Source organism: Bradyrhizobium sp. Ec3.3 (genome assembly GCF_000472925.1).
In the GTDB taxonomy this organism is placed as follows: Bacteria; Pseudomonadota; Alphaproteobacteria; order Rhizobiales; family Xanthobacteraceae; genus Bradyrhizobium.
In genome coordinates, this window is record NZ_AXAS01000052.1 from 1 (window position 1) to 22,995 (window position 22,995).

The following is a 22,995-nucleotide window of genomic DNA, read 5'->3' on the forward strand; positions in this document are numbered from 1 at the left end:
AGGGACTGGATCAATCCCCGTTAGGCGTGAGCACCCTGGTCGGCCAAGTCGCCCACAGGCGCGTCTTCGAATGATCCGGGATCAGCTTGACGTCCGAGAGCCGCTGTAGGAGGACGCTGCGCGCATCGCTGCGATTCACGTCTCAAACTGGCGTGACGCGTATGCCGACCTTGCGCCGAAATTTCTGAGCGGCGGCATCGAAGCCGACCGGCTCGCGGTCTGGTCGAAACGGCTGCGCGATCGTTCCGCAACGCAGTTGATCAACGTTGCCTGTGACCTGGCCGGGCGCGTGCAGGCCTTTGTCGGTAGCTATTGTGATGTCGATCCTGTTTGGGGAAGTCTGATAGGCAATCTTCACGTTCGCCCGCAGGCTCGCGGTCAAGGAATAGGTGAGCAGCTCTTTCGTGCCGCCGCCGCTCAACTCTCGTCAATGGCGACTGGCGCCGGATTGCACTTGTGGGTCTTCGAGGCGAACATAGGCGGCGTTCGTTTCTATGAACGGCTTGGTGGCCGCGTCGTAGAGAAGCACAGTTCCAGAATTCCCGCTGCGGGTGGAAAGACTGTCCTGCGCGTCCATTGGCCCGAAGCCGCAGCGCGTTTGAGGGCAGGCTGAGGAAGCGCCGGTGGTGGTGGCTTAGGACGCGTACTCAGTCTGTTTCAGAGAAGTCCGGCCGCCCGCCTCGACACATTGCCGTTGCAGCAGGAAAGGTATACTGTTTGTCGTTGCTCAGCCGGTCCGATATGCCGGCCTTTCGTTCGATCCTGCACTGCGTCGCGAAAAGAGGAGCACGGCCATGCCGATTACGACCCTGAAGGTTTTGGCGAGCCTCATACAGCTGCATGGGCCAGGCGCAACAATTCAGAGCGATCATCAGGGCATCGGCGCATTGCTGAACGATCTGCGCGGGCAGGGTGCGGAGCAAGGCGTTGTCTCCGGCGAACCCGTAGTGACCCAGGCTGCTTTCAGACGAGGAGGTTTTGCCAAAGGGCCAAATGCTGGCGCCTTTCGCAGAGGGGGATACGCTCCCGGCGTGGGCGCGTTCCGCCGAGGGGGATTTGTTCGAGGGTACTAGGTAGTTCCTCCAAGCCCGTCGCGGTATCGGCATGTCGGCTGACAGTTCAGATTGTGCCGCCTTCGAGGATCAGCCGATCACGCAGTTGCTGGTCAAGGTCGCAACGAGATGCAATATCGACTGCTCCTATTGTTACTGGTTCCGCGACGCGTCCGTTTATAGCAAGCCCAAGCTGATGAGCCCTGACGTGCAGCATCGATTGCTGCAACGCATCAAGGAGCACGTCGTCAGATACTCCCTCGTCGATTTTCCCATCATTCTGCACGGCGGCGAGCCGTTGCTGTGGGGCGTCGAGAACTTCCACCGCTTTGCCGAGGCCTGCGAAGGCATTTCATCACGGACTGGCTGCGACATACCCATCGCGGTCACGACCAACGGCGTGTTGATCGATGACGAATGGCTGGCCTGCTTCGAGGCCCGCAACATTTCGGTTGCGATCAGCCTGGACGGGCCGGCACATATTCACGACCTCCATCGCAGGACGTTTCAGGGTACGGGCACCCATGCCGCCGTGGAACGTGCCGCGCGCATGCTGGTATCGCGCGACATCGGCGTCATTGCCCTGGCAGTCTGCAATCCCGCTTACGCGCCGCAGCAATACGCCGATTTTTTCGCCGCGTGTGGAATCTCCAACTACGATATCATGATCCCCGATGCGACGCTGGATGAGAGGCCACCGTCCATTGCGGCGTTCTACAAGGGCCTGTTCGAACTGTGGCTGGAGGCAAATCGCACGAGGCCGACGACCAATATCCGCATCGTTTCCGACATGATTACGGCCCTGCTCGGCAACAATTCGCCGACCGAGGGCGTGGGCCACAAACCCGTCGAGCTTTGCACCGTCATGACCGATGGCACCGTGGAGGCCCACGATGTGCTGCGGATTGCAGGCGACGGCTTCACCAACACCAAGTTCAACATCTTCGATCATGCGATCGACGAGGTCAGGAATGAGCCTCGCTGGAAAGCCGCGCGCGATGCGTCAATCAATCTTTGCGCGAAGTGTCGCCAATGCAAGTTCATGAACGCCTGCGGAGGAGGCTATCTTCCGCATCGTTTCTCCAGGAAGAACGGCTACGACAATCCGTCGGTCTATTGCGACGATCTCTATGCGATGTTTGAGAACATGCAGTCGGTACTGGAGAGCCATCTCTATGTCAGCAAGCCGGACGGCGGCCGCATCAATGTGCGCGACACGTTGGCAGGCACCTAACGGACCGCGCGAACCGTGAGAGCAGAGTTGGAAAGTGCGTGATTGCCTGGTCATCGCGCTTTGGGACACGGAAGCCCACACTACGCCGCAGCGGGCGGTCCGAACCATGTGGTGAGCGCGTCGGCGAGCCCTGACCGCGTCCGGTCGCCCACCCACGCCACATGGCCGTCAGGCCGAACCAGTGCGGCGTCGGGCGCCGCTACAGCGCCGATCACCGGAAGCTCCCAAGTCGCGGCGCACCTTGCATCGATCGTCTGAACTCGATCGCGCCACGGCGCGATGTCGAGGCCGATGGGCTCACCGAAATTGAGCAGAACCGGTCGTGCATCGTGCAGAAGACCGAAGACCCGTAGCGGACCCCTCGCTGTAACGAGATCGAGATCGGGCATACGGCGTCCGAGCAGCGGATGTCCCTCGCCGAGATCGTAGCGAACGTCGAGACCCGACATCATCGCGGCGACCCGCTTGCGCGGCTCGTCCATACCGAGCAGCCCGGACACGACCTCGCGCAACGCCTCGATGCGGTCGTCGTGGCGGAGCAGCGCGGTCTGCGCCATCGTGTTGTGCAGGACGCGCGCGGCGACCGGGTGGCGTTCGGAATGATAGGTGTCGAGGAGAGTTTCCGGCGAGGTGCCGTTCATCACCTGGGCAAGCTTCCATCCCAGATTCACCGCGTCCTGCACGCCGATCTGGAGGCCCTGTCCACCCATCGGCGGATGGACATGTGCGGCATCGCCGGCCAGCAGGACCCGTCCGCTCCGGTAGGATGACGCCTGCCGCGTCATGTCCGTGAATCTGGAGATCGAGGTGGGATTGTGGATTCCGTAGTCGGTGCCATAGACCGCGATGAGCGCCTCGCTGAGATCGCGCAGCGTGGGCTCAGCCGTTTGTCCGACGTGCCGTTCGGTTACCATAACGCGCACCGTGCCGTTCTCCAGGCGAGAGAGGCCATGGATGCCCCTGTCATCGCGGCGAAGGCCCCATTGCGGCTCTTTGGCTGTCTCGATCTCGGCGAGCAGGCAACTGATCGTCGGGTCCCAGCCGGGGAAATCGATGCCGGCACTCTTCCGGATCGCGCTGCGTCCGCCGTCGCACCCGACGAGATATTCCGCCCGCAGCGAACAACCATCGGCGAGCGCGACGTCGACGCCGGTCTCGTCTTGCGAGATGTCAGTCACCTCGCGTCCGCGATAGATCGGTACCTCCATTTCATCGACCCAGTCGGCGAGGATGCGCTCGATCTGGTTTTGCTGCAGCGCGAGCCCGTAGGGGTGTCGGCTCGGAAAGTCGCTGATGTCCAGTCGGATCCAGGCGAAGCCCGCAATTTGCGCCACCTGGCCCTGTGCAAGGAACCGGTCGGCCAGTCCGCGTTGATCGAGCACCTCAATGGTGCGTGCATGCAATCCGCCCGCGCGCGAGCCGATGAGGTCCTGGCTGACCCGCCGCTCGACGATGGCGACGTCGATACCCGCCAACGCCAACTCGCCGCCCAGCATCAATCCCGTCGGGCCTGCTCCGACGATCATCACCGCATGCCTGGTCGACAGCAATTCAGTCATTCCGTGCTCCCGTAGATTTGGTCTTGGGTCGGCGGTTCTACGGGATGGTCGGGGTCTTGAAGCAAGCCCCTTGCAAGCTACATATCAAGCTGGGAGGAGCGGTGTTGCCGTCCTCCGTCCGTCCGCGACAGAGCGGTTTTTCCCGGATCGTTATCGAGGCGTCTTTCTGCCCCTCGGCCGTCAGGCCTGGGTCCGGGCGCTAATCGGTGCGCTTCAGATTATCGCGCACCTTTAACTGGGCGCTGCAACTAACTGCGATCCCTATGTATATGCGACTGCTTCAAGCCGAGTGTCAGGATCGTCAGGGTGATCCATAGCCGCAGCATGGCGAAGCTGAAGATGAAGACGAAATAGATCAGGTTCTTGATGAACTGGCTCGCTGACGAGGTCTGCCAGAAATTCCAGATCGCGCTGCGAACCAGCTCCTGCCCATAGAAAAGTGCGATGTTGACCACGCCGAGCACGATCACGGCGGCTCCGAGCCACAGCCCACGCCGCGCGAACTCGGCAATCGCGGCAAACAGCGCGATCTCGCCGTCGTTGCGTTCGGCATGGACGATGATGAGGAGCACCAGTGTGGCGATCAATGCGCTCCAGAACCGTCCGACGTGGGTGAACTGGTCGAAAGCCATGCCGTCGAGCCCGGCCATCAGGTGCCGCGACCATGCGCCATAGCCGATTGCCTCGGTGCCGATGGACACGGCGATCATCAGGAGCGTGATCCGCCAGAAGATCGCGAAAGAGAGCTTGAACTGCTCACCCATCGTCAGCTCGCCGAGGGAGGATTTACCGCCGGCGGATTCGATCGAGCGCTGCGCTGTCGCAAAGAAGGCCAGCAGCACCGACAAGTCGGAAACGATCGTCGCCGGCAGCGCCGCAGGGCCGCCGCCGAACGCGATCACCCGCATGGCGGCCGCCAGGATCAGCCAGGGCAGGGCATGCAGAAGCTTGAAGGGGCCGAACGAGGTCTCGGGGCGGGCGGGCCGGAGCTCGAGTTGCTTGCGCAGTGCGATTGTCATCGCATGGTGCTGCCACAGGAGATTGAACCTGTGGTAGCGCCGATCGGTAAAATTGACGCAAATGCGTGCGGCAGACTGGCGCGCTCTATTCCTCGGGCTCGGTAGTGAACAGCAGCGGATAGCCCTTGGCGCGGCCGGCGTCGGTGGCGCGCGTCGCCTTGGTCTCGGCGACGTCCTTGGTGAAGACGGCGACCACGCAGGCGCCCAGCTTGTGCGCAGTGATCATGACCTTGTACGCCTGATCCGCGGTCATGCGGAATTCGGCCTTCAGCACCAGGGTGACGAAATCGCGCGGCGTGAAGTCGTCGTTGAGCAGGATCACCTTGTGTAGCCGCGGCCGCTCGACCTTGGTCTTCGTCTTAGGTTTAGGCTTGGTGACGGTGTCGTTCATTCCGCCTCCGAGGAACGTCTGGGGTTCCAGCCGCGGGCGCTTAGGGCGCGGCCTTCTCACCATATTGGAGGACCTGCACCTTCTCCAAGGTGATCAGCCCGCTCGACATCATGCCATCCAGGATGGGCAGGAATGCGTTGATGTTGTCCTCGCTGTCGACGATCTCGATCACCAGCGGCAGATCCTCCGAGAGGCGCAGGATTTTCGAGGTGTGCAGCCGGCTCGATTTGCCGTATCCCATCGGGCCGCGCAGCACGGTAGCGCCCGCAAGGTGCCGTTCGCGCGCGCTCATCACGATCGCTTCATAGAGCGGCTTGCCGTCGAAATGATCGTTCTCGCCGATGAAGATGCGGAGCAGGACTGCCTGATGGGGAATCTGCATGATCAGCTCCTTTTCAAGCGGTTGTAGCGGCCGGCCATCATATGGCCGAGCCAGACCGACACCAGCCAGCAGATGAGCGAGGTGGCGATGTAGGCCAGCGCGGTATACTTCATGCCGCCATGGAACAGGCGGAACGTCTCGAGGCTGAAGGTCGAGAAGGTGGTGTAGCCGCCGCAGAAGCCGGTCATCACGAACTGCCGGTGCTCAGGGCGCGCCAGCACGCGGCCGTCGGGGCCGGTGAGCGTCGCATAGAAGCCGATGATCAGGGATCCCGTGGCGTTGATGAACAGCGTCGCGAAGGGAAAGCCGGGGCCGGTGTCGAGCAGGAGACCGACGAAATAGCGCGCGAGCCCGCCGATGATGCTGCCGGCGGCGACCCAGGCGTAAAGCACCGCAGTGCGCCAGCGGTCCTTGGAGGTGAGGGTGGTCATCGCCTCTAGCCTCCGAGCCTGTCCGCAAGCAGGAAGCCGCATGTCACGGCGGTGAGGCACAGGCCGACCGAGAACACGATGTTGCCGAGCGCGTGAAGTTGCTCGCCGTTGCGCGCGAGTGTCAGCGTCTGCAGGCTGAAGGACGACACGGTGGTGTAGCAGCCGAGGAAGCCGGTCACCGCGAACAGCCATGGCGTCGGGGTGGCGAAGATCGAGCCTGGATGCGTCGCCAGCGCGCCGAAAATGCCGATCAGGAAGGCACCGGTGACGTTGATGGTCATCGTGCCCCAGGGAAAGGTCTCGCCGAAGCGCCGCGCGATCGCGCCGGAGAGAAAATATCGCGCGCAGCCGCCGAGCACGCAGCCGATTACGATTGCAAGAACGCCGCTCACCACGTCGAATGATCCCCCACTTGTCCCATCACTGCCCCGCCGGCTTCGTGAAGCTCTTGCCGATCGCAAGCAGTCCCGAAAGCGAGATCAGCGCAAAGCCCAGCCCGGCAAGGAAGGTGCCGGCCGGCCCATAGGCGTCCCACAGCGCGCCCGCGAGTATGCTGGCCGCGAGCGTCGCAAGCCCCGTTAACAGATTGAAATAGCCGAATGCGGTGCCGCGCAAGCTTGGCGGCGCGGTATCGGCAACGAGCGCCGCGAACAGCCCCTGCGTCAGTCCCATGTGCAGGCCCCATAGCACGACGCCGAGCGCGAGGCCCGCAAGGCTCGGCAGCAGCGCAAGCGCCAGGTCGGCACCGGCGAGGAAAGCGAGCCCGAGCGCCAGCAGGGCGGTGCGGTTGATGCGGTCGGACAAGGCGCCGGCCGGATAGGCCGAGAGCGCATAGACGATGTTCATCAGCACCAGCACCGCCGGTACCCACATCGCATTGAGCCCGATATTCTGCGCCCGCAGGATCAGAAAAGCCTCGCTGAAGCGCGCCAGCGTGAAGACGATGCCGACCGCCACGACGCGCCAATAGGCCGTGCCAAGCTGCCGCATCGCCGCGGTGTTGAGCGGGTTTCGCGACGGCTCGCGGGCCCCGTCGGGTGCGGGCTCGCTGACCGCGAACGTTATCAGGGCAAACGAGAGAAACGCCGGCAGCACCGCGACCCAGAACACGGCCGTAAAATCATCCGCCGTCCACCACATCAGGCCGATCGCCGCGAGCGGCCCGACGAAGGCGCCGATCGTATCGAGCGACTGGCGCAGGCCAAAGCTCGCACCGCGCAATTGCGCCGGCGCAATGTCGGCGATCAGCGCATCGCGCGGGGCGCCGCGGATACCCTTGCCGACGCGGTCGATAAAGCGCGCCGCAACCAGCCATCCGGCGCTGGGCGCCAGCGGAAACAGCGGCTTGGTGCACGCGGCGAGCCCATAGCCGAGCGCTGCAAGCAGCTTGCGCCGGCCGAGCCAGTCCGACAGCGCGCCCGAGAAGATCTTCGTGATCGAGGCGGTCGCCTCGGCGATGCCCTCGATGATGCCGACCGTGATGGTGGAGGTGCCGAGCACGGTAACCAGATAGACCGGCAGCAGCGCGTGGATCATCTCGGAGGAGACGTCCATCAGCAGCGAAACGAAGCCGAGCACCCAGACTCCCCTGGGGACCGCGGTCACGGATGGATTTGGCGTCGCCGTCGTCACCTCTTGCCCTTCGCATTCAGGCAACAAAAAACCCGCCACCGGCGGGTTATCCATGCTCCCGCCGAAGGTCGAGGCTTTCCGGAATGCCTCACCTCAAGCAGGAGTCATCAGCCCATACAATCTGACATCGTCGGGCGGTTATCGGGGGACTCCATCCCCATCTGTGTAACAAGCCTAGCATGGAAATCGCGCCGCACAATAGGGTGCGGTCTTTGCTTCCACATCCATGCCGTCATTCCCGGGCGGCTCGCAGAGCCGAACCCGGAATCTCGAGATTCCGGATTCTCGCTTCGCGAGCCCCGGAATGACGTTGGTGGAGATCGCCAGCGCGAAGCGACGCGACCATGGCGGAGCTGCGGCAGCTTTGCGTAGCAGTATGCATCCCTAACTCGAATGTGAAGCGAGGTCGATCTTCGCGCTTTGCTTAAATGCATTTGCATGTCACCATCGCGTCATACGACGGGAGGGCGCGATGCGCTTGCTGATCTCGATCGGGGCTGTGCTAGTGGCCGGCGTGCTTGCCGGAGGTGACGTTGCGAGCGTCGCTGCGCCAGGAACCAGGTATCAGCAGCAAGCTGCAGACAAGGACGCGCAAAGCGTCGATGTCGAACTGATCCTCGCGGTCGACGTCTCCTACTCGATGGATATGGACGAGCTCGCGATCCAGCGCGAGGGCTACGCCCAGGCGATACAATCCAAGGAATTCCTCCAGGCGCTGAAGGCGGGGCCCAACGGCCGGATCGCGGTGACCTATTTCGAATGGGCCGCTTCCAGCGACCAGAAGATCATCATTCCCTGGCGATTGATCGACGGGCCCGAGACGGCGGATGCGGTCGCCGCCGAAATTTTGAAGACGCCGATCCGGCGCGCCTCGCGCACCTCGATCTCCGGCGCGATCAATTTCGCGATCCCGCTGTTCGACGAGGATCCCTATCGGGGCCTACGCCGCGTCATCGACATCTCGGGCGATGGTCCCAACAACAATGGCGGGCCGGTCACCGTGTCGCGCGATGCGGCGCTGGAGAAGGGCATCGTCATCAACGGCCTGCCGATCATGGTCAAAGAGCCGTCTTACTCGACTATGGATATCGACAATCTCGACTATTACTACGAGGACTGCGTAATCGGCGGTCCCGGCTCGTTCGTGATCGCGATCAAGGATCGCGAGAAGTTCAAGGAGGCGATCCGCACAAAGCTACTGATGGAGGTCGCCGGCCGCACGCCCGAGCGTAAAGTCATGCACGTCGCCGACAAAGAGCCGCGGGTGAGCTGCCTGATCGGGGAAAAGATCTGGCAGGATCGCTGGGGCAGGTAGGCGAGAACCTGACGACCCTGCTCGTCAATGCGGTTCGAGTGTCGACAGCTCCCGCTCGATTGTGCGCAGGTTCGAAAGCGCCGTCCCGAACGCGTGGTTTCCGATGCGCCGCCAGATCGCCGAGGTCTGCTCCATCAGATCAGGAATTGTCAGCGGAAACTCTGCGGCCTGCTGCAACGCCGCCTTCTCGTTGATGAGATATTCCCCGTTGAGCGCAAACAGCACCTGCGCGACGCAGGTGAGCGCACGGTAGGCGCAGCCTGCGACATGGATCTGGTCCTCGTGCAGCACGGCAAGTTCGGCGTTCTCGATGCTGAACAGGATTTCCCACCGGAACCGCCGGATAAGCGCGTCACGTAGCGGCTTTGGATAGGGCAGTGCGATCGACTTCAGCTCCGCAATCACCGCGCGCTCGTCGCGCAGCGCCTGACAATAGGCGATCTCGCCCATCCAGATCGCCGAGCAGAACCCGTGCGGATGCCCGGGCTGATAGTCCATGCTGATCTGTCCCGCCCGGCAGGCCTGCATCGTGCGGCGGACCGCATCGATGTTACGGTAGAGCAGATCGACCTTCTGCCCTTCGACCGTCAGCCAGGCGCCGCCGACGATCCACGGCCCCCATTCGCCGACCGTGGTGACCGTCGTCGCCTCAGGATCGTCGGCGAGCTGCCGCGCCGCCTGTTGCAGGCGATCGATGTCGAGGCTGCCGCTATCCGAGAAGTACAGCCCGATGTCGTAGTCGGAGTTTTCATGCGACGTCCCTCGCGCCCGCGAGCCGCCGAGCACGATGGCCTCCACGCCTGCCACGTCGCCAAGCGTGGATACCACCCGCTCGATGAGCGGATCGCGCTGGATGTCGGTCTGCGCTGCCATCTGGTGAAACCCGCCGAAGCCCGCGCGGCTTGCGCCCGGTGGCGGATATGGTCCTGATTGTGGCAATGGTCAACTCCCTGCTGCCGCCGTCCGTCAGTCGCGCGGCGCAGGCAAAGACCGCAACTTGTTGGCCGTTCGGTGGACGTTCGCGATGCGGGTTCCTGCCGCGAGCCGTCAAAATGCCTTTCAATCTGTGGTTTAGATCACGCCCGGGCGCCGTGAAGGCGTATCTACTGTCCCTGTCATTCCGGTCGAGAGAACGTCACGCGACATGCACGATCTCGATGTTCACAGGAGGATCGCCGTCATGACCCATCGCAGAAAACCTCCGGGTGCAATTCGTCACTATGGTGTCCTGGTAGGAACCGTCGTCGATGGCCTGCAAAGCTCGGACGGCTCATCGCCGCACTACGAGATTCACGTGGGTGGCGCCGGGGACTACCGGATCGCGGTCAACGTCCAGTCCGTCGATGACAGTGAGGTGCTGGCCTATTTCGACGCCGACTTCGCGAGGTCGGGAACTCTGGATCTGAAGCCGTATCTGCAAGGCAACCGCGGCTTCCGGCGGCTCGAGACTGGTCCGTCAGGCTCGGGCGGGCTTGATTATCTCCGCGACAAGCTCTTCCCGGTCGATGCGATGCAGCCGATCCCGGCGACGGGCCGCGGCGTGTCGCTGAAGAACCTGCTCAACGCCAACATCAAGCGGGCGAAGGCGGACCGTCACGCCATGGTGGTCGCGTTCGGCGAATATTTTGAAGACCACGGTCAGACCGACAAGTATTTCCACTTCCGGCCCGAGCGCGGGATTCACGACATCCACATGATGCAGGGCAATCGCGGGCAGTTCGCGAGCGACAACCGCACCCATGGCGATGGCGCGCTGTTCATTTCGTTCGACAAGGGGCAGGAGATCGTCGCGCTGTTCGTGCGCTTCCAGACGCAATCGCTCCACACCGATGATCGCACCGGCGCGCCGCTCGACTAGCGCGGCGCGAGCTCGTCCTGAAGCCATCGACGCGTCGAGCTTTGCAAGGGTCGGTTCGATGATGCGCAGGTGAGGCCGTCAATCGGCGGAATGGCGAAAGCCAGACTCGCTGAAAGCGCCGATCTCGCCGGGCTGCTCGAACTCTTTCGTGTCTCGGAGGTCTGCGCCGCGGCCGCGCCGCAAGGGCTACGTCGCGCGCAGACCCGAGCCCGGCATGATCGACGTCAGATCCGCGCCTCCAGGATCAGGTTGAAGGGCGTCTCGGCGGCCCGACGGAAGCGGCTCAAGCCGCCCTCGCGCGCAACTTTGCGCAGTCTTGCCTCGCCGGCCTGAGCACCGAGGGCCATGCCGACCTCCTGATCGAGCGATGCCGGTGTGCAGATCATGGTCGATGCCGCGTAATAGACGCGCCCCACCGGGTTGAGGTTGTCTTCGAGGCGGTCATTGGCGAACGGCTCGACCAGCATGCAGGTGCCGTCTTTCGCCATGGATTCGCGCACGTGGCTGATCGCGCCGACGGGGTCGCCCATGTCGTGCAGGCAGTCGAAGAAGCAGACGAGATCATAGCCTTCGGCCGGATAGGTCTTGGCCGAGTGAACGGCGAAGCTGACGCGGTCGCCGAGCTTGGCTTCGGCGGCCGACCGGCGTGCGGTCTCGATCGAGCCTTCGTGATAGTCAAAACCGTAGAAGCGGGAGTTCGGGAAGGCTTCCGCCATCAGCCGTGTCGAGACGCCGTGCCCGCAGCCGACATCGGCGACCTTGGCGCCGCGCTTGAGCTTTTCCACCACGCCCTCGAGCGCGGGCAGCCACTCCTGCACCAGATGATGCTTGTAGCCGGTGCGGAAGAAGCGGGCGGTGCCGCAGAACAGGCACTCGCTGCGCCGGTTCCAGCCGACACCCTTGCCGGTCTTGAAGGCGTCCGTGACCTTCGGCTCGTCGAGGAACGCCGCGGCAATGACATTGCCCACCGCGCCGAGGAACACCGGGCTCTCCTCGTCGGCAAGCGCCATCGCCTGCTCTGGCAGCATCGAGAACTTGCCCGACGCGGAATCGTATTCGACGTAACCCGACGCAGCCTGGCTCGCCAGCCACTCGCGGATGTAGCGCTCCTTCGTTCCGGTGGCGCTCGCGAGCTCGGCGGAGTTCATCGGTCCCTTGGCGAGGGCGCGGTAGAGGCCGAGCTTGTCGCCGAGCAGGACCAGCGATGCATTCATCGCCGCGCCGACCTCCGTGATCATCTTGCCCATAAAGGCATTCAACTTGTCGGAATTGACTTCCATGACGGCCTCCATGCGATGTGGGGCGTTACCAGCAGTTGCGCTTTGCCGGACTGCGCGCAAGCCATCGGCCGCTAGGAGAGGGACGCTCTCGAAAAACCGCGGGTCCTCTATGTGGGTCAATCCGGCGCGCTGCAGGTTCAACGTGTCGGCGCAAACCTCGTCGTGAGCTCGGCGGGAACCGGCTCTCGGAGAAGGTCCAGTCGCGCCGAGGGCGTGGCTGAGTGGAGTCCGGGCGTCTTGAATGGGTTGCCTATTTTGAGCGCGGCCTGCCGTCCGGCACCCGCCCCGCAATTACCAACCAACGATGCACGATCTCCCATTTGTCGCGTCCGCGTGGATTGAAATCCAGGAGGGGCGACTTGGCACTTTGAAGTTCGAGGAAGAATTCGAGAGTTTTTTTGCGCGTGGTTCGATAGCGCGGCAATCGTTGCCTCGCGATCCAACGATCCCATTCTCGGACAATCAGGAATTGTCGTCTTGTCCATTGAGCCATCGCAGCCCGCTTGCGTCCGGACCAAGGTCGCGCTGGAGGTCAGATGACGGAAGCGGCAGGCGGTCGAGCCTTGGTTCAATGGGCTGTGTCTGCTGTCGAGTGCTCAACTGAGAGGGGCCAGCGACTGCATCGTCTCGTAAAGCCTTGAACACTTGGGCGGCCAGTTCGCTTAGCTTGGTCAGGCTTCTTTCGATGTCGCTGGGCATCCGAGCGAGTTCACGAGATCTCTGATATTTGCTGAACTGAATAATCTGAGCCGACATGGCAATGCTCCGGCGGTATGTTTTGCCAGAGTAGTCGCTGGTAGGCGGATTTTCCTATCTGCCAATTCAGGTGGCAGGCGCATTCTTTTGGGTGGCAATCACACGTGCCATCGACGAGCGCTGCCGTTCACCTTGGCGGGACGTTTCGCCTCGAATTTGGGGAAGCTGACGACAAAGCCGACCTCGCCGCCGGGCGATCAATCGGCCGGGGTCATATACGGGCCATAAAGTACGTCTCGCCGTCGCCTGTATGTCTTCGAGATAGCCCGCATCGCGACGATGCAAATTACAGAACAAGCGATTTCAATGATCACTTGAGTCGTTCCGTATTAAAAAGAACAGGTAATAATTGCGGACATTAGCAGATTCTGGACTGGCTGGGCCGGCAGATCGGCCAGTTTCAAAGCCAGGCACTTATCTTTTCCGAGCGTGCGACATTTTTGTCACCAATCGCGGGAGAAGCAGCGACCACGCAGGCCTCGGGCCTCAAGACAAGCCGGCTACCAGCGGGCGTTGCAGGTGTTTTGCCATCAGCTCCGCCGCCTCGGCGTAGCGCCGCGCTTCCAGGAGGTCGAGCAGGCGCAGATGCTCACGCACGTGCCGGCGCATGCCGTCACGGTCGGCGAAACTGCGATAGGCGAACAGGCGCCTGATCGAGTTCACCCGCTTGAGCGCTTCCACGAAGAACGGATTGCCCGCCCCGCGGATGATCTCTTCATGAAACTCGCAGCCGGAGTGATAGATCTCTCCGATCGTCATCTTCTCGAGTTCGCCTTCCAGGACGCGCAGCTGGCGCTCGCGCAAACGTGCGATCACCTCCTGCGACAGCATGAAATCGGGCTGCGCGATCGCCGCCGGCTCGATCACCGCGCGAAACGCCATCGCCTTGGCCTGCGCTTCGGGGCTGGAGACCGTTTCCCCAAAGCGCCAGCCATAGCCCGGCAGGCGCGCGATCCAGCCCTCGGCAGCGATCCGGTCGAGCAGCCGCTGCAGCTCGGCTCGGCTCAGATCATAGCGGCGCATCAGCTCCGCCTCGGTGACATCGGCCGGCAGCCGGCTCGCGAGCACGTCGCCCGCGATTGTCGCGTAGACCTGCTCGCTGCGCCCGACGGCCGCGAGCGCCGGTTGGGCCGCGCCGCTGCTCGGATTCTTCGCCAGCACGAAGCCGCGATGCGGCTCGCCGCGCGCAAGCCCTGCCGCCTCCAGAGCCTTCAGGCCGAGCCGGATCGGCGCGCGTGAAAGGTCCAGCGCATCCGCAAGTCTTTGTTCGATCAAGCGATCGCCGGCCTTCATGCCTTCGCGGCGGGCGAGCGCCATGATCAGGCCGGCGAGATGCTCGGCACGCTCGGAACCGCCGTTTTTGGCGGCGCGCAGTCGGGAACTGTCGGACGCGGTCATTGCAGTGCACGCAAAGTTTAGGGCTTGACAGACTGTCCCATGGATTGTTCTTTTATGCAACAATATACAATCAAGGGAGAGCCCGATGGCGCGCGCGCCGGATGTCCATATTTGCGAGGTCGCTCCCCGCGATGGTCTCCAAAATCTGGATGTGTTCGTTCCCACCGAAGCCAAATGCGCGCTGATCGATACGATCGCTGCCGCCGGCGTGCGCGAGATCGATGCCGGATCCTTCGTCCCGCCAAAGGTCGTGCCGCAATTCGCCGACGTCGATGCGGTGATGGCGCATGCACTCACGCACAAGACGGCAACCATCGGCGCGCTGGTGCCGAACCCGAAGGGCGCCGAGCGCGCCATCGCCGCCGGCGTCAACGCCGTCTATTTCGTCATCTCGGCAAGCGAGACGCACAACCGCGCCAATGTGCGGCGCTCGGTCGAAGAGCAGCTCGAGGGATTTCGCGCGGTCCGCGCCGCGATCGACGCCCGTCCGTTGGACCAGCGGCCGCAACTGATGGGCGCGATCTCCACCTCCTTCGGTTGCTCACTGGAAGGCGAGGTCAGCGAAGCGGCCGTGTGCCGGCTTGCGCGCGCCTTTGCCGAGGGTCGCGCCGACGAGATCGGGCTTGCCGACACTGTCGGCTATGCCACCCCGAAACTGATCGGGCAGATTGTCGAGGCTGTCAGGCGCGAGGTCGGATCGCAGATGACGCTGCGGCTGCATCTGCACGACACGCTCGGCGCGGGCCTCGCAAATGCCGTCGCTGGCCTTGAGGCAGGCATCCGCCGTTTCGATGCGGCGGTCTCCGGACTCGGCGGCTGCCCCTTTGCCCCGGGTGCGCGCGGCAACATCGTCACCGAGGATCTCGTGTTCATGCTGGAGCGGATGGGCCTGTCCACCGGCATTGATCTCGATCGCCTGATGCAAACCCGCGAGATTCTCGCCCGTCACATCCCGGCAAAACATCTGACGGGGCATCTGCACGAGGCGGGCATCCCCAAGGTGCTGCGGAGGGCGGCATGACGGCTTCCATGCGCGAGACCGCATCGGAGCTTCGTCCGCTGGCCGGCCTTCGCGTCATCGAGTTCAGCCAGATGGTGATGGGACCGAGCTGCGGGCTGATCCTCGCCGATCTCGGCGCGGACGTGATCAAGGTCGAGCCGCCCAAAGGCGACCGCACCCGCTATTTCAAGGGCCCTGCCGCCGGCTTCTTCGCCACCTACAGCCGCAACAAGCGCAGCATCGCGCTGGATACGTCGACCGCGGAAGGCCAGAACATCGCACGAAGGTTGATCGAGAGCAGCGACGTCCTCATCGAGAATTTCCGGCCGGGTCTGTTGAAGCGCGTCGGCCTCGACTACGAGACGGTGGTGGCCTTCGCGCCACGCCTGATCTATTGCTCGCTCAAAGGATATCTTCCCGGCCCTTACGAAAATCGCCTCGCGCTCGACGAGGTCGTGCAGATGATGGGCGGCCTCGCCTACATGACCGGACTGCCGGACCGGCCGATGCGCGCCGGCGCCTCGGTCAACGACATCATGGGCGGCATGTTCGGCGTGATCGCAATCCAGGCTGCGCTCGCCGAGCGGCAGCGCACCGGCCGCGGTCGTTATATCCAGAGCGCACTGTACGAGAACAACGTGTTCCTGATGGCGCAGGCCATGATGTGCGAGGTGGTCAGCGGCCAGCCGTCGATCCCCTATTCGATCAAGGACAGCCCCTGGCCGGTCTACGACCTCTTCGACACCAGAGACGGCTCAAAGCTGTTCGTCACCATCGTCGGTGAAGAGCAATGGGAGGCGTTCTGCCGCGCCTTCGATCGCGAAGCCTGGCTTACCGATCCGCGCTTTGCGACGAGCAACGACCGCGTCGACCATCGCGGCTGGCTGATCCCCGAAATCGCTGACATCTTCAAGCAATGGGACAAGGCCGATCTCGCCGCACGCCTTGAGCAGCTCGATCTGCCCTACGCGCCGGTGAACAAACCCGGCGATCTCTTCGATGACCCGCATCTCAACCAGTCGGGTGGGCTGACCGACATTCGCCTGCCTGACGGCGGCGAGGCGAGAACGCCGCTGTTGCCGATCTCCATGGACGGCCGCCGCCTGCCCAACCGCTACGATCCGCCGCAGATCGGCGAGCAGACGAGCGAGATCCTGAGCGAGATCGGCCTTTCCCAGAACGAGATCGAAGCGCTGCGACAAGCCGGAACAATCAGGGTCGCGCCGTCCTGATGCTTGCGCGATCAAGACAGAAGACAGGGAGGAGCACATGAGCATTACCAGGCGTCAGGCGCTGATCGCGGGCTCCGTATTGGCCGGCGCATCGCTGCTGCCGGGACGATTGCGCGCGGAGGGCAAGCAGGTCTCGCTCGCTTTCGGACCGGTGTCGCCGGTCTACGCCATCGGCATGATCGCGGAGCTGAAGGGGTACTTCAGGGACGAAGGGCTCGATTCAAAGCTCGTGACCGGCAATGCCGGCACGTTCGGCCGCCAGACGCTGGCGGCAGGGCAGGCGCTGTTCGCGCATGGCGATGCCAGCCATCCGCTCCAGCTCAGCGCGCGCGGCAAGCCCTGCAAGATCCTGCTTGCGACCGAGATGGTGTGTTCCTACGCCAACATCATGGTCCGGCAGGATCTCTATGAGAGCGGCATCAATTCGGTCGAGAAGCTTGCGGACTACAAGCGCGCGGACGGGGCCAAGCCGATCGTCGCAGCCACTGCGATCGGCTCGGGCACCTGGGTGTTCGGCACCTATGTGTTCGAGGCGCGCGGTCTCGCCGACAAGGTGAACTGGGTCGCAGGCGGAGGGCCCAACACGATGTTCCCCTCGCTCCAGACCAAGCAGTTCGACGCCATCATGGCGCCGCCGAGCTGGATCGTCGAAGTCGAGAAGAAGGGGTTTGGCAGGACGATCTACGACACGTCAAAGCCCGGTGTGTTCGAGAAGGATTTCGGCGGCACGCTGCCCGTGCTCGTGATCTACACACTCCAGGACACGGTCGAGCAGGACAAGGCGATGGTGCAGGGCTACGTCAACGCGATCTACCGCGCGATGGCCTTCGTGAAGACGACGCCGCTCGCGGACGTGCAGGCGCTGGTCACGCCGAAATATTTCTCCGGCATCGACCCCGATGCGATCAGCGCCGAGCTCGGCTTCGACAAGTCGACCTGGGCCTATGACGGGGTTATCGACAAGTCCTCGTTCGAACGCGGCGCCAAGCCCTGGTACCGCAAGGGCACCGACATTCCCGAAACCAAGTATGAGGATGTCGTCGACATGAGCTTCCTTGAGGCAGCCAGGGCGAAATACAAATGATGGCTGCACCCAGCCCGGGCCTCGCGCGCGCGAGAGACGACGACAGGGCCGCGGCGCGCACGCGCATCGCCGTGCAATGTCTCGCCAAACGCTTCAATGCATCTGGCCGGGAGTTCGTGGCGGTCGATGATGTGTCCTTCGAAGTCAAGCAGGGCGAGTTCGTCGCGCTGCTCGGCCCATCCGGCTGCGGCAAGAGCACCATTCTCAACATGGTGGCGGGGCTGTTGCCGCGCTCGGGCGGGCGCATCCTCATCGACGACGACACCGTCGAGACCGGCAAGGTCAACCCCAGGGTCGGCTATGTCTTCCAGCGCGACACACTCTTTCCCTGGCGGACCGTGGAGCAGAACATCGGCTATGGGTTGGAGATCGCAGGGCTGCCGAAGACGGAGCGCGCCCGGCGCGTCGCTTCGGCCGTGGAGAAGGCCGGGCTCACAGGTTTTGCGCAGAGCTTCCCGCGCATGCTCTCCGGCGGCATGCGCCAGCGCGTCGCCTTGATGCGGACGCTGATCCTGGAGCCCGAAATCCTGCTGATGGACGAACCGTTCGGCGCGCTCGATACCCACACCAAGCTCGAGATGCACAAGACTCTGCTGGAGATCTGGGAGCGCGAGCGGCAGACCGTGCTGTTCGTGACGCACGACCTCGGCGAGGCGCTGACACTCGCAAGCCGCATCATCCTGCTCTCGGCGCGGCCCGGGCGGCTCAAGGAGGATTTCGACGTCGCCATCGCGCGGCCGCGCGATCCCGTGGCCGTGCGCGAGACCGCCGAATTCGGCCGCCTCTATTCCCACATCTGGCATTCCCTCGGCGAAGAATTCCGCCGCACCAGGGCTGACTGACATGGCGAAAAGCCGAACCGTGATCCTGCTCTGGCAACTGGCCATTCTCGCAGCTGTGCTCGTCATCTGGCAGTGGGGCTTTGAATGGAGCAAGGCGCTGCTGCCGAAGGCTTACGTGCCAAAAATCCTCGATCCTTATTTCGTCGCCAAGCCGTCGCTGATCTGGCAGAGTTTTCTGCGGCTGGGCTGCTTCTCTGACGCCGCTGGCTTTGCCGCCTGCATCAAGGGCAACGACAATAATCTGTGGCTCGCCACGCTGGTCACGTTGAAAAACACCTGGTGGGGATTCTTGTTCGGATCTTTGAGCGGAATCGCGGCCGGCCTGATCCTCGGCCGTTCCGATTTCCTGGCCCGCGTGTTCGGCCCCTACATCGTGGCGCTCAACTCCATCCCGCGCATCGCGCTGGTGCCGCTCGTCATCCTGATCTTCGGCCTCGGCGATCTCTCCAAGATCGCGACCGCCTGGCTGGTCGTGTTCTTCGTGGTGTTCTTCAACACCTTTGAGGGAACGCGCGCGGTCGATCGCGACCAGATCGCAGTCGCCCGTCTGCTCGGCGCCAGCGAATTCACCGTGCTGCGTACCGTCGTGATCCCGTCCGCGCTCGCCTGGGTGTTCGCTTCGCTCCTGCCGGCGGTGTCTTTTGCGCTGATCGGCGTTATCGTCGGCGAATTCATCGGCGCCGAACGCGGGCTCGGCAAGCTCATCATCGAAGCGGAAGCGCGCGCCAACGCCAGCGAGATGATGGTCGCCATCTTCGTCATGATGTTCGTCGGCATTTTGCTCGCGGTCGCCGTACGCTCGCTGCAGTCCTACCTGCTGCGCTGGCAGCCGCAATTCGAGCCGTCGGCATAAGGCTGCAGGATTCGAGAAGCTTCCGTCATGCACTCCTGCAGTCCGGAGCTTGTAGTCGCCATCGATAAGGAGCCACGCGTCGCCGTGCGCGGTCACTAAGGCAGCGAGGCAGCAATGTCTGCGATCGACCTGAACAGGATCAACGGATCATCTTTGGATGGGACGAAGCCGCGCCGCGACCAGAAGGCAGCCGCGTCAAGGTCAACCGCATTCACGACGAGAGCGCGCCCACCGATCAGGCCGGCGGCGGTCACGCAACGCTCGAGCGCATGTTTGAGGAGTCCGGTCCCGACACCCTTGCCTATCCAGTTCTGATCCGTTGCGAGTTGTCCGAGGAGCAGGCAGGGGACGGGGGCCGGGGGCTGTCCGGTTCGGATTGATCGCGGCAAATGCGCAGGCACGATCGCCGTTGGCGCGAGGCCATAATAGCCGATCACCTGATTTGCTTCATGAACCACGATGACGGCGGTGAAGCCCTTCTGCTGGTTGGAGAGCGCTCGCGTCTTGAGCCAGCGGTCGAGCGACGGCTTGCCACAGGAAAAGGGTTCGAGATCGTGTTCTGCCGTGGGCGGTTCCGGGCCGGAAATGGCCAAGCCTCAGCTCCTAGCCTTCGAGCTGCCGGTCTCCCAAGGCGCAGCCCGCCGAAAAATCTCCTTCAGCTCCGGCACGGGCTTGGCAGGTTCGGATATCGTAGCGAGGAATGCTTTGAACCCTGCGGCACTCATTCGGATAGGGAGTGTCTCCATCAACACATCCTCTGCAGCGCGAACGGCCGCGTCACGTACGAAATCAGTGCGCGAGCGGCCGCGCAGCGTTGCCGCCCGATCGATGATCGCGATGTCGGATTCGGGCAATCGCATCGACAACGGATGTTCCTTGCGCCGGGCAGCCATGGGCAATCTCCACAAAATGAGGTCCTACTGTAGCGCATTTTGCAATACATGAAAAGTGCCGCTGTGTGGTCGATCTACCGGCTGAACCGCGCCACCAGCTCGACATGCGGCGTGTGGCGGAACTGGTCGACCGGCACGACGGCCTCGAGCTTGTAGCCGCCATCGATCAGCAGCCGCGCGTCGCGTGCGAACGTCGCGACGTTGCAGGACACCGCGATCACGACTGGCACCTTGCTTGCGGCGAGTTTTAGCGCCTGCGCCTGCGCGCCCTGGCGTGGCGGGTCGAACACGACGGCGTCGAAGTCGCGCAGCTCCTGCGGCACCAGGGGACGGCGGAACAGGTCGCGCGGCGTGGCCGTGATCGGCTTCAGGCCCGGGGTACGCGCAGCTTTCGCGAGCGCCGCGACAGCGCCGGCGTCGCTGTCATAGGCCGTGACGCGCGCCTTCTCCGCAAGTCTCAAGGCAAAGGGACCGACGCCGCAGAAGAGATCGACGATCTCCTTCGCCTTGCCGACGCGCTCGCTCACCAGCGCGGCCAGCGTCTCTTCGCCCGCCACAGTTGCCTGGAGGAAAGAGCCCGGGGGCAGCGTCACCTCTGCGCGCCCCATGCGCAGCGTCGGCGGCAGCCGTTGCAGCACGAGCTCGCCATGCCGCGTCAGCCGCGCCAGGCGATGCTGCTCGGCGACGCCCGAAACGGCCGCGACCATCGCGGCCGGCAGCGGACCCGATCCGCGCACGTCGACATCGAGGCCGTTCTCGGTTGCAGTGACCTGGATGTCGAGCGGCTTGGTCACCGCCATTTTCGACGTCAGCGGCTCGGCGATTGCCCAGGCCGCATCGAGCGCACCTTCGAGCGAGGGATCGAGGATCGGACAGCGATGGATCGGGATGACGTCATGCGAGCTCGTCGCAGCAAAGCCCACTTTCAGGATCTCATGCGTGCCGAACCGGCCATGCAGTGTGATGCGGCGGCGTCCCGCGCCATGGGCGTCGACCAGCGGCGCCACCTCGCACGCGACGCCGGCCTGTGCCAGCGTCTCGACCACGATGTTGCGCTTCCAGGCCTGGTACGGCGCGGCCGCCCAATGCTGGATCGCGCAGCCGCCGCAGACGCCGAAATGCGGACAAAACGGCGCGATGCGCTCGGGGCTTGCCACATCCACCGCGAGCAGCTTGCGGCGGTCCGGATGATGGCCGGGAACCTGCTCGACCTCGACGGTCTCGCCGCCGAGCGCATAGGGCACGTAGATCGCCTCGCGTTCGTCGAGGCAGACACCGTCGCCGCGATGGCCGACGTGATCGATCTTCAGGCGCTCAACCACGGCGCGCGCCCAGGAAGAATTCGACGTTGCCGTCGCCACCAGTGATCGGCGAGGGAAATACCTCGATGTCGGTACAGCCGAGCGAGGCGGCAAAGGCCGCGATATCGTCGCAGATCTCCTGATGCACGTCGGCGTCGCGGATGATCCCCTTCTTGTTATGCTTCCGCTCCGCCTCGAACTGCGGCTTGATCAGCGCGAGCAGGCTCATCGGTGCCGCCGCCAGCGACAGCGCCACCGGCAGCACCGTCTTCAGCGAGATGAAGCTGACGTCGATGACGACGATATCGGGCCGCGCCGGCAGGCGCTTGCCTTCGTAAGAGCGGATGTCGGTCTCCTCCATCGAGACGATCCTGGGATGACCGCGCAGCGAGGGGTGCAGCTGCTCGCGCCCGACATCGACGGCGAAAACGAGGCTCGCGCCGTTTGCCAGCAGCACCTCGGTGAAGCCGCCGGTGGAGGCGCCGACGTCGAGGCAGACATGGTCCTCGATCTCGATGGGGTAGCGTTCCAGCGCACCGGCGAGCTTGACGCCGCCGCGCGAGACATAAGGATGCGCCGGCTCGGCCTGGAGCACAGCATTCTCCGCGATGGTCTCGGAGGGTTTTGTGACGGGCTTGTCATTGGCGGTGACGAGCCCGGCCTCGATCGCCGCGCGCGCCCGCGCTCGGCTCTCGAACAGGCCGCGCTCGACCAGAAGAACATCCGCGCGCTTGCGGGGAGGGGACATCAGGTTCTCCGGACGACCAAAGCGCTTATGTAAGCAAGCGTCGCGCGGCCGCCATCCGGACGCAAGTCTCGAACGCGGCGAGATCGTGCCAGACGTCGACGGGCATCTTTGCCGGCGTCACCAGCGGGCAGCCGTGCAGCTCCAGCGCGTGGATCATCATGAGATTGTCGACCAGGCCAAAATCCTCGATCGTCAGTCCCTGCGCATCGACCAGGCGGCCGTCCTCGGTCGTGACATCCATGAAGCGGCCGACGCGGTCGGCATAGACGGCGGGATCGTTGGAGTAGGCGAGGCACAGCTTGCCGCGGCCGGCCATGTAACCGAGTTCGTAGACAGTGCCGGGGTCGGCGCCCGCGGCGCGGAAGGGTGTGAGATTGGCGATGATGGCCTCGGCGGCATCCATCATCGCCTCGTTGGCGGTGAAGATCTGCCGCGAAGCATCGGGCGCGGTGAGATCGATCGCGTTGTCGAGGGGATAAAGGCCGTCGAGCCCCTGGGCAGCGCAGATCGCGACCTTGCGCCGGCCGATCTCAACCGCATCCGGCAGGAACACGTCGGGGCCTGCCAGATAGATTTTCATGGGGAACCGTTCAGGAGAATCAGGCGAGCTGCGCACCGCGGCGAAAACTGCGCTCCCTCCCCCGCGTGCGGGGGGAGGGCTGGGGAGAGGGTGTCTCCGCAATCGAGAACCCCCAAGAGGGGAAAGCCCTCACCCGGATCGCTTTCGCGATCCGA

General features: G+C 63.7%; 26 protein-coding genes and 1 riboswitch. Of the genes, 9 read left to right on the top strand and 17 right to left on the bottom strand.

All coding sequences use genetic code 11. The features are described 5' to 3' along the window. The first annotated feature begins 256 nt into the window (after positions 1 to 256). The gene (locus YUU_RS57045) at positions 257 to 613 is read left to right on the top strand and encodes an N-acetyltransferase (protein WP_245288180.1); all 357 of its coding nucleotides are present in this window, start codon (positions 257 to 259) and stop codon (positions 611 to 613) included. 34 nt (positions 614 to 647) lie between these two features. Here YUU_RS57045 and YUU_RS59180 read toward each other — a convergent pair whose 3' ends face one another. Next, entirely contained in the window at positions 648 to 923 is a 276-nt protein-coding gene (locus tag YUU_RS59180; protein ID WP_156944672.1) for a hypothetical protein, read from the bottom strand. 181 nt (positions 924 to 1,104) lie between these two features. Between YUU_RS59180 and YUU_RS0134915 the strand changes: the two genes are divergently transcribed. Further along, on the top strand, positions 1,105 to 2,286 hold the full coding sequence (locus YUU_RS0134915) for a radical SAM protein (protein WP_027526520.1): 1,182 nt from the start codon (positions 1,105 to 1,107) through the stop codon (positions 2,284 to 2,286). Between the two features lie 80 nt (positions 2,287 to 2,366). Here the strand turns inward: YUU_RS0134915 and YUU_RS0134920 are convergent, their stop codons facing one another. From YUU_RS0134920 to YUU_RS0134950, 7 genes are all read right to left on the bottom strand, one after another. Then, the gene (locus YUU_RS0134920) at positions 2,367 to 3,845 is read right to left on the bottom strand and encodes an FAD-dependent monooxygenase (RefSeq protein WP_035664213.1); all 1,479 of its coding nucleotides are present in this window, start codon (positions 3,843 to 3,845) and stop codon (positions 2,367 to 2,369) included. Between the two features lie 248 nt (positions 3,846 to 4,093). Further along, positions 4,094 to 4,864, bottom strand: a complete 771-nt coding sequence (locus YUU_RS0134925; protein WP_027526522.1) for a hypothetical protein — start codon at positions 4,862 to 4,864, stop codon at positions 4,094 to 4,096. Positions 4,865 to 4,949: 85 nt separating this feature from the next. After that, a complete protein-coding gene (clpS, locus tag YUU_RS0134930) occupies positions 4,950 to 5,255 on the bottom strand; it encodes an ATP-dependent Clp protease adapter ClpS (RefSeq protein WP_027526523.1) in 306 nt (101 codons plus the stop codon). 40 nt (positions 5,256 to 5,295) lie between these two features. Then, positions 5,296 to 5,637, bottom strand: coding sequence for a DUF190 domain-containing protein (locus YUU_RS0134935; RefSeq protein WP_027526524.1), 342 nt, complete (start codon positions 5,635 to 5,637; stop codon positions 5,296 to 5,298). Positions 5,638 to 5,639: 2 nt separating this feature from the next. Beyond that, complete coding sequence (gene crcB, locus YUU_RS0134940; RefSeq protein ID WP_027526525.1) at positions 5,640 to 6,068, bottom strand: fluoride efflux transporter CrcB; 429 nt, start codon at positions 6,066 to 6,068, stop codon at positions 5,640 to 5,642. A 5-nt stretch (positions 6,069 to 6,073) separates the two neighbouring features. Beyond that, complete coding sequence (gene crcB / locus YUU_RS0134945; protein ID WP_027526526.1) at positions 6,074 to 6,463, bottom strand: fluoride efflux transporter CrcB; 390 nt, start codon at positions 6,461 to 6,463, stop codon at positions 6,074 to 6,076. A 25-nt stretch (positions 6,464 to 6,488) separates the two neighbouring features. Then, entirely contained in the window at positions 6,489 to 7,754 is a 1,266-nt protein-coding gene (locus YUU_RS0134950) for an MFS transporter (RefSeq protein ID WP_051390041.1), read from the bottom strand. Between the two features lie 37 nt (positions 7,755 to 7,791). Then, positions 7,792 to 7,868, bottom strand: a riboswitch (Fluoride riboswitch). A gap of 304 nt (positions 7,869 to 8,172) precedes the next feature. Here YUU_RS0134950 and YUU_RS0134955 point away from each other — a divergent pair. Continuing rightward, positions 8,173 to 9,015: a DUF1194 domain-containing protein gene (locus tag YUU_RS0134955; RefSeq protein WP_027526528.1), complete on the top strand. Its 843-nt coding sequence runs from the start codon at positions 8,173 to 8,175 to the stop codon at positions 9,013 to 9,015. A 24-nt stretch (positions 9,016 to 9,039) separates the two neighbouring features. Here YUU_RS0134955 and YUU_RS0134960 read toward each other — a convergent pair whose 3' ends face one another. Then, complete coding sequence (locus YUU_RS0134960; protein ID WP_051390042.1) at positions 9,040 to 9,888, bottom strand: nucleotidyltransferase domain-containing protein; 849 nt, start codon at positions 9,886 to 9,888, stop codon at positions 9,040 to 9,042. A gap of 307 nt (positions 9,889 to 10,195) precedes the next feature. Between YUU_RS0134960 and YUU_RS52650 the strand changes: the two genes are divergently transcribed. Then, positions 10,196 to 10,873, top strand: coding sequence for a DUF2278 family protein (locus YUU_RS52650; protein ID WP_035664220.1), 678 nt, complete (start codon positions 10,196 to 10,198; stop codon positions 10,871 to 10,873). A 224-nt stretch (positions 10,874 to 11,097) separates the two neighbouring features. Here the strand turns inward: YUU_RS52650 and YUU_RS0134975 are convergent, their stop codons facing one another. From YUU_RS0134975 to YUU_RS0134990, 3 genes are all read right to left on the bottom strand, one after another. After that, a complete protein-coding gene (locus YUU_RS0134975) occupies positions 11,098 to 12,153 on the bottom strand; it encodes a class I SAM-dependent methyltransferase (protein ID WP_027526530.1) in 1,056 nt (351 codons plus the stop codon). A gap of 462 nt (positions 12,154 to 12,615) precedes the next feature. Then, the gene (locus YUU_RS0134985; protein WP_027526531.1) at positions 12,616 to 12,909 is read right to left on the bottom strand and encodes a hypothetical protein; all 294 of its coding nucleotides are present in this window, start codon (positions 12,907 to 12,909) and stop codon (positions 12,616 to 12,618) included. Between the two features lie 486 nt (positions 12,910 to 13,395). After that, positions 13,396 to 14,307 (bottom strand): GntR family transcriptional regulator, encoded by a 912-nt coding sequence (locus YUU_RS0134990; protein ID WP_027526532.1) that lies wholly within the window; start codon positions 14,305 to 14,307, stop codon positions 13,396 to 13,398. Between the two features lie 85 nt (positions 14,308 to 14,392). Here YUU_RS0134990 and YUU_RS0134995 point away from each other — a divergent pair, with 85 nt between their 5' ends. The 5 genes from YUU_RS0134995 to YUU_RS0135015 are packed head-to-tail and all read left to right on the top strand — an operon-like array spanning position 14,393 to position 19,318. Continuing rightward, positions 14,393 to 15,328: a hydroxymethylglutaryl-CoA lyase gene (locus tag YUU_RS0134995; protein WP_027526533.1), complete on the top strand. Its 936-nt coding sequence runs from the start codon at positions 14,393 to 14,395 to the stop codon at positions 15,326 to 15,328. Further along, positions 15,325 to 16,539, top strand: coding sequence for a CaiB/BaiF CoA-transferase family protein (locus tag YUU_RS0135000; RefSeq protein ID WP_027526534.1), 1,215 nt, complete (start codon positions 15,325 to 15,327; stop codon positions 16,537 to 16,539). The genes YUU_RS0134995 and YUU_RS0135000 overlap by 4 nt, the downstream gene beginning before the upstream one ends. 37 nt (positions 16,540 to 16,576) lie before the next feature. Continuing rightward, positions 16,577 to 17,623 carry an ABC transporter substrate-binding protein gene (locus tag YUU_RS0135005; protein WP_027526535.1) on the top strand — a complete coding sequence of 349 codons (1,047 nt, stop codon included), beginning with the start codon at positions 16,577 to 16,579 and terminating at the stop codon, positions 17,621 to 17,623. Then, a complete protein-coding gene (locus YUU_RS0135010) occupies positions 17,620 to 18,465 on the top strand; it encodes an ABC transporter ATP-binding protein (RefSeq protein ID WP_027526536.1) in 846 nt (281 codons plus the stop codon). The genes YUU_RS0135005 and YUU_RS0135010 overlap by 4 nt, the downstream gene beginning before the upstream one ends. A 1-nt stretch (position 18,466) precedes the next feature. Next, the gene (locus YUU_RS0135015; RefSeq protein ID WP_027526537.1) at positions 18,467 to 19,318 is read left to right on the top strand and encodes an ABC transporter permease; all 852 of its coding nucleotides are present in this window, start codon (positions 18,467 to 18,469) and stop codon (positions 19,316 to 19,318) included. Between the two features lie 95 nt (positions 19,319 to 19,413). Here YUU_RS0135015 and YUU_RS0135020 read toward each other — a convergent pair whose 3' ends face one another. The 5 genes from YUU_RS0135020 to YUU_RS0135040 all read right to left on the bottom strand — a co-directional run bounded on the left by YUU_RS0135020 (position 19,414) and on the right by YUU_RS0135040 (position 22,840). Beyond that, entirely contained in the window at positions 19,414 to 19,911 is a 498-nt protein-coding gene (locus YUU_RS0135020) for a GNAT family N-acetyltransferase (protein WP_027526538.1), read from the bottom strand. A gap of 3 nt (positions 19,912 to 19,914) precedes the next feature. Next, the gene (locus tag YUU_RS0135025; RefSeq protein ID WP_027526539.1) at positions 19,915 to 20,217 is read right to left on the bottom strand and encodes a DUF1778 domain-containing protein; all 303 of its coding nucleotides are present in this window, start codon (positions 20,215 to 20,217) and stop codon (positions 19,915 to 19,917) included. Positions 20,218 to 20,285: 68 nt separating this feature from the next. Beyond that, positions 20,286 to 21,533: a class I SAM-dependent RNA methyltransferase gene (locus YUU_RS0135030; RefSeq protein ID WP_027526540.1), complete on the bottom strand. Its 1,248-nt coding sequence runs from the start codon at positions 21,531 to 21,533 to the stop codon at positions 20,286 to 20,288. Next, positions 21,526 to 22,260 carry a TlyA family RNA methyltransferase gene (locus YUU_RS0135035; RefSeq protein WP_027526541.1) on the bottom strand — a complete coding sequence of 245 codons (735 nt, stop codon included), beginning with the start codon at positions 22,258 to 22,260 and terminating at the stop codon, positions 21,526 to 21,528. The genes YUU_RS0135030 and YUU_RS0135035 overlap by 8 nt, the downstream gene beginning before the upstream one ends. Positions 22,261 to 22,285: 25 nt before the next feature. Beyond that, positions 22,286 to 22,840, bottom strand: a complete 555-nt coding sequence (locus YUU_RS0135040) for a nucleoside 2-deoxyribosyltransferase (RefSeq protein WP_027526542.1) — start codon at positions 22,838 to 22,840, stop codon at positions 22,286 to 22,288. Positions 22,841 to 22,995 lie beyond the last annotated feature (155 nt).